Below are 16,548 nucleotides of genomic sequence, written 5' to 3' on the forward strand. Positions count from 1 at the left end.
CCGAACAGAGGCTGAGTGATACCGAACAGCCCGCGTCCAGACCGAACAGCTCCTGTGCAGGCTGTGCGATGCGGATACGGGCTGCGGCGCGCGAACTCGAGCGGTGCGGACAGTACGGGCTGTGCCGTGCGGAGTTGGGCTGAGCGGTACCGAACAGCCGGTGTCCGGACCGAACAGCTCTTGTAGAGGCTGTGTGGTCCGGATACAGGCTGTTCGGTCGAGAGGGCGGGCGGGGCCGTTAGTAGTCGGCCAGTTCGAGCCAGCGCTCTTCGGTGGATTCCTTCTCGGCTTGGACCTGCTTCAGTTCGGTGCCGAGGGCGATGAGCTTGTCGGGGGTGGTCGCGGCGTCGGCGAGGGCGGCGTGCAGTTTCGCCTCGCGTTCGTCCAGTTTTTGGATGGCACGCTCCAGCTTGGAGAGTTCCTTGCGGGCGGCGCGGTGGGCGGCGGCATCGGTGACGGGTGCGCCGGCATTCGAGGAGCTCTGGCCGCCGACCTTGGCGGCCGACATGGCGGCGCGCTTCTTCAGGTATTCGGTGATGCCGCCGGGCAGGTTGGTGAGCTTGCCGTCGCCGAACAGCGCCCAGGTGGAATCACAGATGCGCTCCACCAGGTACCGGTCGTGGGAGATGACGACCATGGTGCCGGCCCAATTGTCGAGCAGGTCCTCCAACTGCTGGAGGGTGTCGATATCCAGGTCGTTGGTGGGCTCGTCCAGGAGCAGGACATTGGGCTCGGCCATGAGGATTCGGGTCAGCTGCAGGCGGCGGCGCTCACCACCGGAGAGATCGCGGATCGGCGTGCGCTGCTTGGCGGGCGTGAAGCCCAGGCGCTCGGCCAGCTGGCTGGCGCTGATCTCCTTGCCGCCCAGCATGGTTCGCATGGCGACGTCCTGAACCGCTTCCAGCGCACGCATATCCAGCGGCAGGTCGTCGAGTTCCTGTCGCAGCCAGCCGATCTTGACGGTCTGGCCTTCGATGCGCTTGCCGACCTTCAATTCCGAATCACCGGCGAGGGCGCGCAGCAGTGTGGTCTTGCCGGAGCCGTTCACGCCGACCAGGCCGACGCGCTCACCCGGGGCGAGCCGCCAGGTCAAGTCCTGCACCAGTTCCCGGCCGTCCGGGGTGGCGAGGGTGGCGTCCTCGAGCTCGATCACCACGCGGCCCAGGCGTTTACGGGCGAACGAGGCCAGTGCGACGCTGTCGCGCGGCGCGGGCACATCGGCGATCAGCGCCTCGGCGGCCTCGATGCGGTACTTCGGCTTGGAGGTGCGCGCGGGCGCACCGCGGCGCAGCCAGGCGAGTTCCTTGCGGGCCAGGTTCTGGCGGCGCGCCTCGGTGGCATCGGCCTGCCGGGTGCGCTCGGCGCGGGCGAAGATCCAGTCGTTGTAGCCGCCCTCGTAGGTCTCCACCTTGCCGCCCTGCACCTCCCAGGTGCGGGTGGCGACGGTATCGAGGAACCAGCGATCGTGGGTGACCACGACCAGTGCGCTGCGCCGGGCCACCAGATGCTCGGCCAGCCACTGCACCCCCTCGACATCGAGGTGGTTGGTGGGCTCGTCCAGCACCAGCAGGTCCAGATCGCGGACCAGCGCGGCGGCCAGCGCGGTACGGCGGCGCTCACCACCGGAAAGATTGGAGACCAGGGCGTCCATGCCGAGGTCGGCGATGCCGATGCCCTCGACCACCGTGCGGATGCGGGTGTTCGCGGCCCATTCGTGCTCGGCGACGCCATCGGTCATCTGATCCTCGGCCAGTCCGGCGAGCACCACCTCGCCTACGGTCGCGCCGTCCGGCAGCACCCCGCGCTGGGTGACCACGGCGATGCGCAGACCGCCGACCCGGCTGACCCGTCCGCTGTCGGCCGGTTCGAGCCCGGTCAGCACCTCCAGCAGCGTCGTCTTACCGCCGCCGTTGAGCCCCACCACCCCGATACGTTCCCCGGCATGCACCCCGAGCGAGACATTGTCCAGCAGCGGCGTGATCCCGAAGCTCTTCGAGACCTGTTCCAGATTGATGAGGTTGGACATGAATCCTTCTGTATCGCGTCGACGGCGCAAACGGTGATCGCCCCGTCTAAGCCTACCGAGCCCGCCGCGACAGCCCCTGGCCAGTGCGGTGGGGCTCACAGGCTGCTGCCCTCGGTGGGGCCCTCCGACGCCGCGACCGATGCCGGGGAGATGACTCTTGCGCCGCCAAACATGTTGTGGTTGAGTCGAAACCACTTCGGATAGTGGTTCCCTAGAAGTACGTCGCAGAATGGGAGCCCCTCATCTCGTCTGATCGAGATGACGAAGGGGCGGCAGTGTATTTGCTCACCCCTTTTTTACGGAGGTCTTCTCATGCAGTTCGGTATCGGCCTGCCCATTTCCGCTCCCGCCACCCTGCTCGATTGGGCTCGGCGCGCCGAAGCGGGTCCATTCGCCAGTCTGGGCCTGCTCGATCGGCTGGTCTGGGACAACCCCGAGCCGCTCGTCGCGCTCGCCATGATCGCGGGCGCCACCAGCCGCGTCCGGGTGCAGACCGAGGTGCTGATCGCCCCGCTGCGCGATCCGGCGCTGCTGGCCAAGCAGGCCGCGACGCTCGATGTCATGTCCGGCGGCCGCCTGGTGCTCGGGCTCGGCGTCGGCGGGCGCGAGGATGACCACATCGCCTCCGGCACCGACCTGCGCACCCGCGGCAAGCGCCTCGACGAGCAGCTGGAGATCATGCGCCGCCTGTGGTCGGGCAAGTCCTTCAACGACGATTGCGGACCCATCGGCCCCGCACCGCTGCGCCCCGAAGGTCCGGAGATCCTGTTCGGCGGCTTCAGCCCCGCCGCCGTCGACCGGGTCGGCCGCTGGGGTGGCGGTTTCCTCGCCGCCGCCGCGCCGAGCTGGGCCGGCGGCCTGTTCGATACCGCCCGCAGGTCCTGGACCACGCACGGCCGCACCGGTTCCCCACGCATAGTCGCCCAGGTCAATGCCGCACTCGGCGCCCAGGACGTGATCGACGACGCCCGCGCCGCCCTCGGCGCCTACTACGAGTTCTCCGGTCGCGCCGAGTACATGCTGGACGGAATCCTCACCACCCCCGACCAAATCCACACGGCCATAACCCAATTCACAGATCTGGGCGCAGACGAGGTCATGTTCTACTGCTACGGCCGCGACGCAGACCAGATCGACCGCATCGCCGACGCGATCAGCTGAACTCAGCGTTTGACGGAATCGGCCGAGCCGCTGAGGATGCGAGCGCCGGGGACGGGGCCGTAGGCGGTGCGAACGCTGCGGCAGACGCCCGCGCCGGAGAGTTCGGCGGCTACGGCTACGGCCGCGTCTTCGCTTTCGCAGAGGAAGGCGCAGGTTGGGCCGGAACCGGAGACTATCCCCGCCAAAGCCCCGGCTGTGACGCCCGCACGCAGCGTGCGGCGGAGTTCGGGGGCGAGGGAGAGTGCGGCTGCTTGCAGGTCATTGCCCAGTAGCGGAGCGAGCTGCTGCGGGTCGCCCGAGGCGAGGGCCTGCAGCAGTGCTTCGGGGCTGCCGAGGCGGGGCGGGTCGCCCACTTCGCGCAACCGGTCGAGTTCGTGGAACACCGAGGGGGTGGACAGGCCGCCCTTGGCCAGCGCCAGCACGAAGTGGAAGGTGTTGCGGCACAGCACCGGGAGCAGTTCCTCGCCGCGACCGCGACCCAGTGCGGTCGCACCGTGCAGGGCGAACGGGACATCACTGCCGAGTTCGGCTGCGATATCGGACAATTCAGCGCGCCCGAGGCCGAGTTCCCACAGATCGTTCAGGCCGACCAGGGCCGCGGCGGCATCGGCGCTGCCGCCTGCCATACCGCCCGCCACCGGAATGCCTTTGGCGATCGCGATTTCCACCAGCGGCGCGCGCCCGCCGAGGTGGGCGAGGCGGACCGCCGCCTGCCACACCAGATTGCCGCGATCGGTGGGGACCTGGTCGGCGCCCTCGCCGCTCACCTTCACCGCGAGGGCGGCGGCCGGTGCGATCTGCAGATCGTCACCGAGTGAGAGCGCCTGGAAGACCGTGGTGAGGTCGTGATATCCGTCCTCGCGAAGATCGCCGACCCCCAGGTGCAGATTCACCTTGGAGGGCGCGCGCACGACGAGGGGACTAGGCACAACAGACAGCACGGTGCCAGAGTAGTTGGCTCTACAGGAGCGCGCCGCCGGTGGCATCGATCCACTGCCCCGTCACCCAGCGGGAGTCGTTGGACGCCAGGAAGGCAACGATGTCGGCGACATCGGCGGCTCCGGCGACCCGTTTGAGCGGCGACAGGGCGGAGACCGCGGCCCAGGCCTCGTCATTGCGCAGCCAGTCGGCGTTCATATCGGTGTCGATCACGCCGGGAGCCACCGCATTGACCGTAATACCCCGTGCCCCAACCTCTTTGGCGAGCACACCGGTCAGCGAGTCGATGGCGGCCTTGGTCATGGTGTACGCGATGAGCTCCGGCATCCGCGCACCCCGCGTCAGACCGGTGGAGACATTCACAATGCGGCCGCCGTCCCGCAGCCGCTCCAGGCCGAGCTTGGTGACGAAGAACGGGGCCTTGGCATTGACGGCGAACACGCGGTCGAAGGATTCCTCGTCGGTGCCGGCGATGGGTTCGCGGATGCCGTCGGTACCGGCATTGTTGACCAGGATGTCGAGACCGTCGGCGTGCGCGTCGAAGGCCTCCCAGAGGGCCTGCGCATCGCCGGGTACGCCGAGCGGCGCCGCAATGGCGAAGGCCGATCCGCCCGCGGCCTCGATGGCCGCGACCGTCTCCTTTGCGGCGGCGGTATTGCCGTTGTAATGCACGGCCACCCGGGCCCCGTCGCGGCCGAGGCGTTCGGCAATGGCCCGTCCGATACCGCGGCCGCCGCCGGTGACCAGGGCGGTCTTGCCTGCGAGTGCGCTCATGAGTCAGCTCCCTTTATCTAGTGATCGTTACAGAAAGGGACCGTAACACATTATCTAGCGAGCGCTATAAAATGGCAGGCATGGCCACACCGACCCGGGGCCGGCCCCGGAAATTCGATCGAGATGCCGCGCTGGACAAGGCATTACGCCTGTTCTGGCAGCAGGGCTACGAGGCCACCTCCATCAGCGACCTGACCTCCGCGCTCGGCATCGGCGCGCCCAGCCTCTACGCCGCCTTCGGCGACAAGCAGAAGCTGTTCAACGAATCCATCGCGGTCTACGGGGCCAATTACGCGGGCTTCGCGGAGCGTGCGCTCGCCGAGGAGCCGACAGCCCGGGCCGCCATGGCCCGCACGCTGCGGGAGGCGGCCGTCGAATACACCAAACCCGGCCAACCCGGCGGCTGCATGGTGATCAGCGCCGGGCTCAATACCACGAACACCGAGGTGGCAGCCGCGCTCGAGCAGATGCGCACGGCGAATGTGGACGCCTTCGCCGCGCGGATTCGCACCGATATCGACACCGGACTGCTGCCCGCCGATACCGATGCGGCCGTCCTGGCCCGCTATATCGGGACCGTCATGCAGGGCATGTCACAGGGCGCCCGCGACGGCGCGCGGTGCAGTGAACTCCAGCAGGTCGCTGAGCTGGCCCTACGCGCCTGGCCGGAGGACACGCCGGTAGATCGCTGAAATTCCACGCCGAACCGCTTGCGCCAGGTACCCATGGGGGGTATGTTTCTGGATGTCGGGGATACCCCCACACCGTATAGAGCGCGAGCCGAGGAGCAGACATGGCCACCAGCACCTACACCGTCACCGGAATGACCTGCGGGCACTGCGCCGGATCGGTCCAGAAGGAGATCGGCAAGATCGACGGCGTCACCAGTGTCGATGTCGACCTCGCCTCCGGGCTGGTCAAGGTCGAATCCGCCGCCCCGATCGCCGACGCCGATGTGACCGCCGCCGTCGACGAGGCCGGATATCAGGTGGCGAGCTGAATGAACGATCGACTGAGATTCGCAGCCTTCGGCGGCGGACTGGTCGTACTGTTCGGGGCCGCGCTCGGGATCGGCGCCCTGGTGGGCGATCCGGCCGGGCCGGCCGCCGGCGCGACCTCCGCACACGGTGCGCACACCGAGAGTGATGCGGCCCCCGGGCTGAAGGACAGCGAGTCCGGCTACACCCTCGCCGATATCACCGCCCCCGCGACCGCGAATCAGCAAGGCGCACTGCGCTTCCGGATCACCGGCCCACAGGGCCCGGTCACCCGATTCGACAGCCTGCACGAGAAGGACCTGCACCTGATCGTGGTCCGCTCGGATGCGAGCCAGTTCCGGCACGTCCATCCCCAACTCGCCGCCGACGGCACCTGGTCCATCGACTGGACCTGGGCCGCACCCGGCGCCTACCGAGTCTTCACCGACTTCTCCCCCACCGGCGGGCCCGGTGAACTGACCCTGAGCCGGACCGTGCACGTCGCCGGCAGCGCCGCGGACACACCGTTGCCGCCGGTATCCAAGACCGCCGAGGTGGACGGTTACCGGGTCACCATGACCGGCGATATGTCTACTGCCGGAAGCGAATTGATGTTCAGCGTGACCCGCGGCGGTAAGGCGGTGACCGATCTGCAGCCCTACCTGGGCGCGTACGGACACCTGGTGGCACTGCGCGCGAGCGATCTCGCCTACCTGCACGTGCACCCGGAGGGCGAGGTCGGCAAGACCGCCCCGGGACCTGACGTAGCATTCCACGCACAAGCGCCCAGTGACGGCACCTATCGCCTGTACCTGGACTTTTCACACAATGGCGCGGTACACACCGCCGAATTCACCGACGAGACCACAACCGCCGCATCCGCCTCGGATGCGACTTCGCAGCACGGAGGAGGTCACTGATGAGCGCACCGGCACCGGAGCGGTCGATCGAGCTGGAAATCGGCGGGATGACCTGCGCCTCCTGCGCGTCTCGAATCGAGAAGAAGCTCAATAGGATCGACGGCGTCACGGCCACGGTGAACTACGCCACCGAGAAGGCGAAGGTCAATTTCCCGGAGTCGGTGAGTACGGATGATCTGATCGCCAAGGTGGTCGATACCGGGTACACCGCCGCCGTGCACAGTACGGAGCCGGTGAAACCCACTGATACCGAGAGCGATTCGGCTCCCAGCGCCACCCGGCAGCTGCGGCACCGCCTGCTGGTGACACTCGCGCTGGCCGTCCCCGTGGTGGCCATGGCCATGATCCCGGCCCTGCAGTTCACCAATTGGCAGTGGCTCTCGCTGACACTGACCGCACCCATCGTGGTGTGGGGCGGCGCGCAATTCCACCGTGCCGCCTGGGTGAACGCCAAGCACGGCGCGGCCACCATGGACACGCTGATCTCGCTCGGCACCCTTGCCGCCTTCAGCTGGTCGGTGTACGCGCTGTTCTTCGGCGATGCGGGCATGGCCGGCATGAAACACCCGTTCAGCTTCGCCATTGTGCGCGGTGACTCGTCCTCCGCCCTCTACTTCGAAGTGGCGGCGACGCTGATCACGGCCATTCTGGCGGGCCGGTATTTCGAGACCCGGTCCAAGGAGAAGGCCGGATCCGCACTGCGGGCGCTGCTGGAGCTCGGCGCGAAAGATGTTGCGGTACTGCGCAATGGTGTCGAGACCCGGATTCCGGTGGGCGAACTGCGGGTCGGCGAGGAGTTCCTCGTCCGCCCCGGTGAGAAGATCGCCACCGACGGTGTTGTGGTGCACGGAAATTCGGCATTGGATATGAGCATGCTCACCGGCGAATCGGTGCCGGTCGAGGTCGGCCCCGGTGATCCGGTGGTCGGTGCGACCGTGAATGCGGGCGGTCTGCTGACCGTGCGGGCCTCCCGGGTCGGCGCGGATACCCAGCTGGCGCAGATGGCTTCGCTCGTGGAGGAGGCGCAGAACGGCAAGGCGCCCGTGCAGCGGCTCGCGGATCGGGTGGCCGGGGTTTTCGTGCCCATCGTCATCGCGATCGCCATTGCGGCACTGGGCTTCTGGCTCGGCACCGGCGCTGCGGTCTCGACCGCCTTCGGTGCGGCGGTGGCGGTGCTGATCATCGCCTGCCCGTGCGCCCTCGGCCTGGCCACGCCCACCGCACTGCTGGTGGGCACCGGCCGCGGTGCGCAGCTGGGCATTCTGATCAAGGGCCCGCAGGTGCTGGAGTCGACCCGCCGGATCGACACCGTGGTGCTGGACAAGACCGGCACCGTCACCACCGGCAGAATGAGTCTCGCCGAGGCGATTCCGAGTACCGGAGTCGATGCCGATGAGCTGCTGGCGGTCGCGGCCGCGGTGGAGCACGGCTCCGAACATCCGGTCGCCAAGGCCGTGGTGGCGGGAGCGGTCGCCCGCGGACTCGACACCGAACAGGTGCAGCAGTTCGTCAGCCACGGCGGCAAGGGTGTGCAGGGTCTGGTCGGTGACCGCGCGGTGGTCATCGGGCGCACCGAACTGCTCGACGACTGGTCGATCCGGCTGCCGGAAGCGTTGGCGGAGGCCAAGACTCGCGCCGAGCGGGCGGGCGGCACCGCCGTCGTGGTGGCCTGGGACGGGGTGGCGCGCGGGGTGCTTGTCATTACCGATGCCGTCAAACCCACCAGCGCACAGGCGATCTCGGAAATGCGGGCGCTCGGTCTCACCCCGATCATGCTGACCGGTGACAATGCCGCCACCGCCCGCACGGTCGCGGATCAGGTCGGCATCGACGAGGTCATCGCCGAGGTGCTGCCCAGTGACAAGCTGGATGTGGTGAAGCGATTGCAGGCCGAGGGCAAGGTGGTCGCCATGGTCGGCGACGGCGTCAATGACGCGGCCGCGCTCGCCCAGGCCGATCTCGGCCTGGCCATGGGCGCCGGGACGGATGTGGCCATCCAGGCCGCGGATCTGACCCTGGTGCGCGACGATCTGCGCTCGGTGCCGACGGCCATCAAACTGTCTCGGGCCACCCTGCGCACCATCAAGAGCAATCTGTTCTGGGCGTTCGGCTACAACGTGGCAGCCATCCCCCTGGCCGCCGCCGGACTGCTGAACCCCATGCTCGCCGGGGCCGCCATGGCGCTGTCCAGCGTCTTCGTGGTCAGCAACAGCCTGCGCCTGCGCCGCTTCCGCAGCTAGGCCGGAACGAACAGGCGATACCCGTTGCCGCACCGGGCCGTTCGGATCCCCGATCCGGGCGGCCCTTGCGCACGGGTAGGCGGGTGCACCGGCCGCCCGGCAACTCGTGTTCAATGGCGAAGGACTGCGGTGGGGACCGCCTCGCCCGCGTAGCCGAGGAGCAGACTTCGTGACCACCATTGCCGAGTACCTGGTCGCAGCGGATATCGAGATCGCGCCCGTGGAGCGCGGGAGCGAAGGGACGCCCGAGGTCTCCATCGCGCTGTCGGAGGATTGGCAGACGATCGACGCGGCCATGTTCCCGGGGGCCTACGGCGTCTTCACGCGGCCGCCGCAGGACGGGTGGGCCGACAATGTGGTGCTGCTGGTGGGCAAGCTGTCGAAGCCGGTGAATGCCGCGGAATTGCTGGAATCGGCGTTCACCGATGCGCGGCAATTGCCGCAGTGGCAGGAACTCGGCGCGGAAATCGGTGACTACCAGGGTTACCCGTCGGCGGCGGTGACCGGCACCTACGCCATGGACACCCTGGTGCTGTGGGTGCACACCCGCTACGTCATCGTGGCGGTCGGCACCGACGAGTTCCTCATCCAGCTCACCGTCACGGCCAAGGCCGATCAGATCAGTTCGGAGGCCGGCATTCTCGGCGGCCTGGAAATCCGCGTCTAGCCGGATCAGGCCTGCGCCGCCAGGCGCACGAACGCGGCGGTATCGAGGGTTTCACCGCGGGCGGTCGGAGCGATTCCCGCTGCGACCAAACGCCTTTCGGCCTCGACCGGAGATCCGGCCCAACCGGCCAGTGCGGCGCGCAGGGTTTTGCGGCGCTGCGCGAAGGCGGCGTCGACCACCTCGAAGACCTTCTTGCGATGGTCCTCGTCGATGGGCCAGGGAGCTTCCTCGAAGCGGTCGATGCGCACCAGCCCGGATTCGACCTGCGGTACGGGCCAGAAGATTTGGCGGCCGACGGTGCCCGCACGGCGGACGGTGCCGTAGAAGCCCGCCTTGACGCTGGGGATGCCGTAGATGCGGCCGCCCGGCTTGGCGGAGAGGCGGTCGGCGACCTCCAGCTGCACCATGATGAGAGTGGTTCGGATGCTGGGCAATTCGGCGAGCAGGTGCAGCAGGACGGGGACCGCCACGTTGTAGGGCAGGTTCGCGACCAGCGCGGTGGGGGCGGCCGGAAGATCTTCGGCCCGCACCCGCAGCGCATCGGCCTGCACAATGCTGAGGCGGTCGGCCAGTTTCGGCGCCCGATCCTGCACGGTGCCCGGCAGATGCCCGGCCAGATTCGGATCGATCTCGACGGCGATCACCCGGTCGACCACATCGAGGATGGCGAGGGTCAGCGAGCCGAGCCCGGGACCGACCTCCAGCACCACATCCTCGCGCCCCACCCCGGCGGCGGAGACGATGCGGCGCACCGTATTGCCGTCATGCACGAAGTTCTGTCCGAGCTGCTTGGTCGGGCGCACCCCGAACCGCTCGGCGAGCACCCGCACTTCGGCAGGGCCCAGTAGGGCGGCTTCTCCACGACCAGCGTTTTCGGATTCGGACACCCTGCGAAACTACCGTGTCTAATTGCCTCCGCTTCGCTCCGGCGGGTTCGCGGCCCCCTTTGTCTCGTTCTTCCCTCCCTCCGCTCCACTCGGTCCAGAGCCGAGGCGGGCCGCGAACTCGGGAGGTTTGGTGTGGTCGGCTTGGCCAGAATGCGGTCGCTATGACCGAGACCTGGTGAGCTGCGGACCTAGCTGAACCGGCGGACAGGGGTTGGTCAGGACTGGACAGGTGTGGACAGCACGCGGGCGGTGAAGTTGTCGATGGCGGCCCACATCTGTGGGTTCAGCTGGCAGTGGGTGCCGGTGCCGACGACGGTGCCGAAGTCCACGCCGTTCGCGGCGAACTGCGCGACGAGGGCGCCGTGCAGCGGTGACGGGACCGTGGTGTCGGTCGCGTTGACCAGCAACAGGATCGGCGCGTCATAGCCACGGACGGGAACGGTCATGTAGTCGTTCAGCACGCCGGGGAACGGGCCCTGCGACAGCGGGCGGGAGAGCAGATCGCCGATCGAGACACTCGCCATGCGCTTGCTGATGGCGGGCAGGCATTCGGTCCCGATGTCGTCGAGCAGCTGCCGGCCGCGGTCGGTCAGATAGCTGTCGACCTGTGCGTCCGGACGGGCGGCGCGCACACCGGCCAGAATGCTGGCGCTGAAGCTGCCGACGCCGGTGCCGATCGCACCCGGCAGTTCCGGCACCCACGGGCCCGCGATCGGCAGCGCCTTCTCCACATCGGTGGCGGGATCGATGGCGATGGTGCCGCGGAAGTCGAGATCCGGCGCATCGCTCACCTGCAGATTGGAGGCGCCGAGCGAGGCATGACCGCCCTGCGACATCCCGCTCACCGCCCAGGTGCGCGACAGTCCGGGGTTGGCGGCACGTGCGGCGCGGACCATATCGATGGTGGCGGTCGCCTCGGTGCGCAGTTCCAGATACGGATGCGGGCCGGTGTCGAAGACGCCCAGCCCGAGATGATCGGGGGCGACAACAGCGAAGCCCTTCGAGACGAAGTACTGCATCAGTTCTTCGTCGGCCTTCAGCGGTACCGCCAGCGGCGCGGTCGACGGATCGGACTGCCCGCCGCAATTCGCGCCGAGTCCGGTGGTGCCGTGGTTGTAGGCCATGATCGGCCAGCCGCCGGCGGGCGCGGGACCTTCGGGGACGAAGAAGGCGCCGCTGGCCTGAACGGCCTCACCATTGGATCGGGTCGTCCAGTAGGTGAGGACCGAACCGTTCCCGGTGTTGTGGTGCCAGCCGGCGGCTTGCGCGGTCTGGGCGATCGGCGCGCCCGCCGGGTCCGCGTGCGCGGCGCTCACGGGGACGACGAGCAGGGCGCCCGCGGCGACCGCCGTCGCGATCAGACCTCTGCCAAATGTGCTTGTAAATCCCATGATTCCTCCACCGATGCCGCCCCGACACCGGGCCGAACTTTCGAAGACATTTCCGACCAATGTATTTGCTACAAGATAGCCGTGGTCACTCGGGGCGGCGCGATGGACAAATCAGGACTTGGTCGGCGTGGCCAGAATGCGGTCGCTGAACGCCCCGATGGCATCCCACATCCGCGGATTCAATTGAGTGTGCGTGCCGGTGCCGATCACCGCCTGGAAATCGACGCCACCGGCCGCGAACTGAGCGGCCAGCGCGGCATGCAGCGGGGACGGCACCGTGATGTCATTCGTGTTGAGCAGCAACAGGATCGGCGCGTCGTAGCCACTGGTCGGCACGGTGATGTAGTCGTTGAACGCGGCCATGAAGCGGGCGTTGTTCAGCGGGCGCGAGATCATATCGCCGATCGAGGTGCCGTCGATGACTTTCGTAATGCCCTTGAAGCACAGGCTCGAGGCCTGGTCCACCACCTCACGCCCGCGCGGTGTCAGGTAATTCGCGTTCAGGTCGAGTTCCGGGTGGGTAGCGCGCAGGCCCGCGAGCATGCTGACCACAAATCCGCCGACACCGTCGCCTGCCTCGCCCGGGATGGCGGGCACGTAGGGGCCGACGAACGGAGAGACCTTCTCGATATCCGAGGCCGGGTCGACGGCGATGGTGCCGCGGAAGTCCAGATCGGGAGCGTCGGTGTGCTGCAGATTGGCAGCGCCCAGTGCCGCGTGACCGCCCTGGGAGACTCCGGTCAGCGCCCAGGTGCGCGACAGCTCCGGATCGGCGGCACGTGCGGCGCGGACCATATCGATGGTCGCGGTGGCCTCGGTGCGGATTTCCAGATACGGGTGCGGTCCGGTGTCGAAGCGGCCGAGTCCGAGGTAATCGGGGGCGACAACAGCGAAGCCCTTGCCCAGGAAGTACTGCAGCACACGGTCTTCCGCGGGACGGTTCACCTGCGTGGTATCGGTCTGGCCGCCGCAGCCGGGTCCGAGACCGGAGGTGCCGTGGTCGTAGGCCATGATCGGCCAGCCACCGGCGGGCGCCGTGCCGTTCGGGACGAAGAGCGCGCCGCTGGCCTTGACCGCTTCACCATTGGAGCGCGTGGTCCAGTAGTCGATGATGGAGCCGTTCGGCATGCCGCGGAAGCCGTCGGGTGCCGCGGTTGTCGCGATAACCGCGCCCGGCGCCTCCGCCTGGGCCGGTGCTCCCGGAATTATCAGGAACGCACCCGCGGTCACCATGGACGCGGTGAAAATCCGCGTCCGCCAACCCAAAACCCTCATCAGTCCTCCATAAAACACCGACCCACAAACTCATTGCGTGCGCGAATGAGCTTAGCTATTAGATCGACCGTCCAGTATGAGAAATCTCTGTGATCGGGCGGCCGCCGATCAGCCATTGACGCCGAGTGAAACTTGTTCTAATTTCGCGCCATGCTGAGCAGATATGAAGGACGCCGAGTAATCGTCACCGGAGCCGGTTCCGGAATCGGCCAGGGCATCGCCCTGCGCCTCCTCTCCGAAGGCGCGCAGCTGGTCGCCGCCGATATCAACGACGCCGGGCTGACCGCCACCGTCGAAGCCGCTCCCGCCGACCAGCGGGACCGGCTGCGCACCGTGCACCTGGACGTCTCCGATCCGGAGTCGGTGCACACCGCCACCGCCGACGCCTTCGAAACCCTCGGCGGCCTGGACGTTCTCGTGAATGCCGCCGGCATCATGCGCGCCGGGCACACCCACGAGATGCCCGTGGAGGTCTGGAACCAGGTGCTCGCGGTGAACCTCACCGGCACCTTCCTGATGATCCAGTCCGCTATCCCCCAGCTCATCGAATCCGCGCACGGCGGCGTGATCGTGAACTTCTCCTCCACCGCGGCCTTCGGCTCCAACCCCTACATGGCCGCGTACGCCGCATCCAAGGCCGGCGTCAACGCGCTGACCCACTCCATCGCCCTCGAATACGTGAAAAAGGGCCTGCGCGCGGTGAATATCGTCCCGGGCGGCATCAGCACCGGCATCACCTCCGGGCTCTCCCTCCCCGCCGACGCCGACTGGTCGCTCATGGCCCGCCTCCCCGGCTGGATCGACGGCGGCGCCCTGGGCAAGCCGGAAGACATCGCCGGTGTGGTGGCAATGGTCGCCTCCGATGACGGCCGCTACATGACCGGCACCGAACTCCGCGTCGACGGCGGCGCGCTGATGTAATCCCAAGCCGCCCAGCTGTAATCCCAAGCCGCACAGCTCGCGCCGCGCCAACACAGCCCGCGCCGCACCGCACAGCCCGTGTCTGCACCGCACAGCCCGAACAGAGGTTGTGCGATATGGACATGGGCTGTGCGGGTGCTACAGGTGCTGTTCGGCGGACGACAGGGTCGGAAGGCCGGCTTGGCGTGAGGCGTTCGGGCTGAACAATTCTCGGGGGCTCTAGCTGATGCCCAGGCGGCTGGTGCACGCGGGCCAGGCGCCCCAGCCCTGGCGGGCGCGGGTTACCTCGGCGATGGCGATCTGTTCTTCGCGGGTGGCGAGGTCGGCGCGGGGGGCGTAGCGGGTGCCGCCCTGGCGCTCCCAGGTGTTCTGGTCGAATTGCACGCCGCCGTAGAAACCGTTGCCGGTATTGATCGCCCAGTTGCCGGTGGATTCGCATTTGGCGAGGGCGTCCCAGGTGGCGCCGTCGCGGACGTCGGGGACCTCGGTACCGGGTTTGGCGCCCTTGCGAATGGTCTTGGGTGCGGCGGGGACGATCACGGTGGAGTGGATCGGATCCCGGCCCGCCTCTTTGCCGTTCACGATGGATACCGCGAAGGTGACGTCCTGAGTGCCTGGTGTGCCCTGGTTTTCGACAATGGTCCGGCTCATATTGAGCGTGGGGTCGTCGATGATGTTCTCGGGCGGATCCAAAGGCACGCGCTCGGTGCGGTTTTCGACGACCTTGCGGGTGACCACGATTTTCATGCCGTCGGTGAGCGGGGTATCAGCGGCCGGGACGACAAAATCCTGATTGATGAGCGGGCGGCCCTGCACCTCGAGCAGCTGCCCGACCGTGGGGGCGGCCAGACGCACCAGTGAAGCGGCACTGCCGTTGTCGGCCAGCTCCACGGTGCGCGGATTGGTGATGAGCAATTGCGCCCCCACCAGCGGCAGCGGCGTCGGGCGCGAGGGCGAGGTGAACACATCGCCGGGCAATTTCAGCTGCACGATCGCCTGCGCGACGGTGAGCGCGGTGGTCCAGGCCTTGGACGGGGTGCCGTCGGTGATGAGCGAGACCTCACGGGCCCGGTTCAGCGTGATGGTGTCGCCGTCGTGGACTCGTGAACCGGCAGAAGGGGATACGTCATCGCGCGAGCTGATGTCGTACCCGGCGTCCTTGAGCACGCCGCGCACATTCAGGTACATGGTGCTGCGGCTGGTGGATTGGCCGTCGATCACGACGGTGACCACCTTCTTGTTCATGATGGCCAGGCCCGCGCCGACAATGAGCGTGGCAAGCATCGCCGCGATGGCGCCGTACAGCAACGGCGAGCGCGACGAGTTGATCTTCGCCAAAGCGTTCACAGGAAATCCCGGCATGGTCACAGTACGATAACGAGGGGGTCAGCGATTGACAACCGATCCACCGGAACTGCGCGTATCAAAATTACGAACGGATATCGAGCCGCAGGTGAATCAAGATCACGCTGGATCATAGTGAGCCAAGCCACAAACCCAAAGCCGGGGCCGCAATCAGATTCCGTACACCCGCCGGGCATTCGCCGTGGTGATCTTGGCCAGCGTCACCGGATCCTGTTCGCGCACCCCCGCCAGCGCGCGCACCGTGTACGGCAGCACGTAGGACTCGTTCGGCGCACCCCGGAACGGATGCGGGGTGAGGAACGGCGCGTCCGTTTCGACCAGAATGTGGTCATCTGGAACGAGTTTCGCCGCCTCCCGCAATTCATGGGCATTCTTGAAACTCACGGTGCCCGAGAAACTCAGCACGTACCCCTGATCCACGCAGGCCTGCGCCATGTTCGCATCGGAGGAGAAGCAGTGGAAGATCACGGTTTCCGGCGCACCCTCGTCCAGCAGCACCGCCAGCAGATCGTGATCGGCCTCGCGATTGTGGATCATGAGCGGCTTGCCCAGCCGTTTGGCCAGGTCGATATGCCAGCGGAAACCTTCGACCTGCTCCTCGATATCGGCGCAGCCCTCCAGTTTTCCGGGCCAGTAGTAATCGAGCCCGGTCTCACCGATCGCGACCACGCGCGGGTCGGCGGCCAGGCGCTCGAGCTCCGCCTTGGCCGCATCGTCGAGTGCGTTGGCCCGGGTCGGGTGCAGGGCGACGGCCGCGTACACCCGCCGATCCCAGTGCGCGGCCCGCACCGCGAACTGTGCGGCGGCCAGATCGTCGGCCACCGTCACCACCTCGCGCACACCGACCGCTTCGGCGCGATCCATAATGGCCGCAACCGATTCCGCATCGGTCGCACCGCAGGCATCCAGATGGGTGTGCGCGTCGATGAGCGGCGCCAGCGGCTCCGGTGGTTCGGGCGCGGGCCGGCTGCTACTCATGGACGACACCTGCCACGGGGATATTCA

Annotated in this window: 15 protein-coding genes; 7 read left to right on the plus strand and 8 right to left on the minus strand. The window is 67.7% G+C overall.

The window, feature by feature from the left end; genetic code table 11:
- Positions 1-238: 238 nt before the first annotated feature.
- A complete protein-coding gene (locus ABZX86_RS03355) occupies positions 239-2,026 on the minus strand; it encodes an ABC-F family ATP-binding cassette domain-containing protein (RefSeq protein WP_355119498.1) in 1,788 nt (595 codons plus the stop codon).
- 312 nt (positions 2,027-2,338) lie between these two features.
- Between ABZX86_RS03355 and ABZX86_RS03360 the strand changes: the two genes are divergently transcribed.
- A complete protein-coding gene (locus tag ABZX86_RS03360) occupies positions 2,339-3,187 on the plus strand; it encodes an LLM class flavin-dependent oxidoreductase (protein WP_355119500.1) in 849 nt (282 codons plus the stop codon).
- 2 nt (positions 3,188-3,189) lie between these two features.
- Here the strand turns inward: ABZX86_RS03360 and ABZX86_RS03365 are convergent, their stop codons facing one another.
- Both ABZX86_RS03365 and ABZX86_RS03370 read right to left on the minus strand, forming a co-directional pair.
- Positions 3,190-4,128, minus strand: a complete 939-nt coding sequence (locus tag ABZX86_RS03365) for a 4-(cytidine 5'-diphospho)-2-C-methyl-D-erythritol kinase (protein ID WP_355119502.1) — start codon at positions 4,126-4,128, stop codon at positions 3,190-3,192.
- Between the two features lie 19 nt (positions 4,129-4,147).
- On the minus strand, positions 4,148-4,900 hold the full coding sequence (locus tag ABZX86_RS03370) for an SDR family oxidoreductase (protein ID WP_355119504.1): 753 nt from the start codon (positions 4,898-4,900) through the stop codon (positions 4,148-4,150).
- A gap of 80 nt (positions 4,901-4,980) precedes the next feature.
- On the opposite strand from ABZX86_RS03370, the gene ABZX86_RS03375 reads away from it, so the two are divergent.
- The 5 genes from ABZX86_RS03375 (at position 4,981) to ABZX86_RS03395 (ending at position 9,704) form a co-directional block, all read left to right on the plus strand.
- Positions 4,981-5,592: a TetR/AcrR family transcriptional regulator gene (locus ABZX86_RS03375; protein ID WP_355119506.1), complete on the plus strand. Its 612-nt coding sequence runs from the start codon at positions 4,981-4,983 to the stop codon at positions 5,590-5,592.
- 101 nt (positions 5,593-5,693) lie between these two features.
- The gene (locus ABZX86_RS03380) at positions 5,694-5,900 is read left to right on the plus strand and encodes a cation transporter (protein ID WP_355119508.1); all 207 of its coding nucleotides are present in this window, start codon (positions 5,694-5,696) and stop codon (positions 5,898-5,900) included.
- On the plus strand, positions 5,901-6,797 hold the full coding sequence (locus ABZX86_RS03385; protein WP_355119510.1) for a hypothetical protein: 897 nt from the start codon (positions 5,901-5,903) through the stop codon (positions 6,795-6,797).
- Positions 6,797-9,037 (plus strand): heavy metal translocating P-type ATPase, encoded by a 2,241-nt coding sequence (locus ABZX86_RS03390; protein WP_355119512.1) that lies wholly within the window; start codon positions 6,797-6,799, stop codon positions 9,035-9,037. Before ABZX86_RS03385 ends, ABZX86_RS03390 begins: the two co-directional genes overlap by 1 nt.
- A gap of 169 nt (positions 9,038-9,206) precedes the next feature.
- Complete coding sequence (locus ABZX86_RS03395; RefSeq protein ID WP_355119514.1) at positions 9,207-9,704, plus strand: LpqN/LpqT family lipoprotein; 498 nt, start codon at positions 9,207-9,209, stop codon at positions 9,702-9,704.
- Between the two features lie 5 nt (positions 9,705-9,709).
- On the opposite strand, the gene rsmA is transcribed toward ABZX86_RS03395, so the two are convergent.
- The 3 genes from rsmA to ABZX86_RS03410 all read right to left on the minus strand — a co-directional run bounded on the left by rsmA (position 9,710) and on the right by ABZX86_RS03410 (position 13,257).
- Positions 9,710-10,591 carry a 16S rRNA (adenine(1518)-N(6)/adenine(1519)-N(6))-dimethyltransferase RsmA gene (rsmA, locus tag ABZX86_RS03400; RefSeq protein ID WP_327142152.1) on the minus strand — a complete coding sequence of 294 codons (882 nt, stop codon included), beginning with the start codon at positions 10,589-10,591 and terminating at the stop codon, positions 9,710-9,712.
- A gap of 215 nt (positions 10,592-10,806) precedes the next feature.
- Positions 10,807-11,982, minus strand: coding sequence for a lipase family protein (locus ABZX86_RS03405; RefSeq protein WP_355119517.1), 1,176 nt, complete (start codon positions 11,980-11,982; stop codon positions 10,807-10,809).
- Positions 11,983-12,093: 111 nt separating this feature from the next.
- Positions 12,094-13,257: an alpha/beta fold hydrolase gene (locus ABZX86_RS03410; protein ID WP_355119519.1), complete on the minus strand. Its 1,164-nt coding sequence runs from the start codon at positions 13,255-13,257 to the stop codon at positions 12,094-12,096.
- A 153-nt stretch (positions 13,258-13,410) separates the two neighbouring features.
- On the opposite strand from ABZX86_RS03410, the gene ABZX86_RS03415 reads away from it, so the two are divergent.
- On the plus strand, positions 13,411-14,178 hold the full coding sequence (locus ABZX86_RS03415; protein WP_355119854.1) for an SDR family oxidoreductase: 768 nt from the start codon (positions 13,411-13,413) through the stop codon (positions 14,176-14,178).
- 219 nt (positions 14,179-14,397) lie between these two features.
- On the opposite strand, the gene ABZX86_RS03420 is transcribed toward ABZX86_RS03415, so the two are convergent.
- Positions 14,398-15,525: a transglycosylase family protein gene (locus ABZX86_RS03420; protein ID WP_355119521.1), complete on the minus strand. Its 1,128-nt coding sequence runs from the start codon at positions 15,523-15,525 to the stop codon at positions 14,398-14,400.
- Positions 15,526-15,693: 168 nt separating this feature from the next.
- Positions 15,694-16,521, minus strand: coding sequence for a TatD family hydrolase (locus ABZX86_RS03425; protein ID WP_355119523.1), 828 nt, complete (start codon positions 16,519-16,521; stop codon positions 15,694-15,696).
- Between the last annotated feature and the right edge of the window lie 27 nt (positions 16,522-16,548).

It is taken from the genome of Nocardia sp. NPDC006630 (genome assembly GCF_040611495.1).
Lineage (GTDB): Bacteria > Actinomycetota > Actinomycetes > Mycobacteriales > Mycobacteriaceae > Nocardia.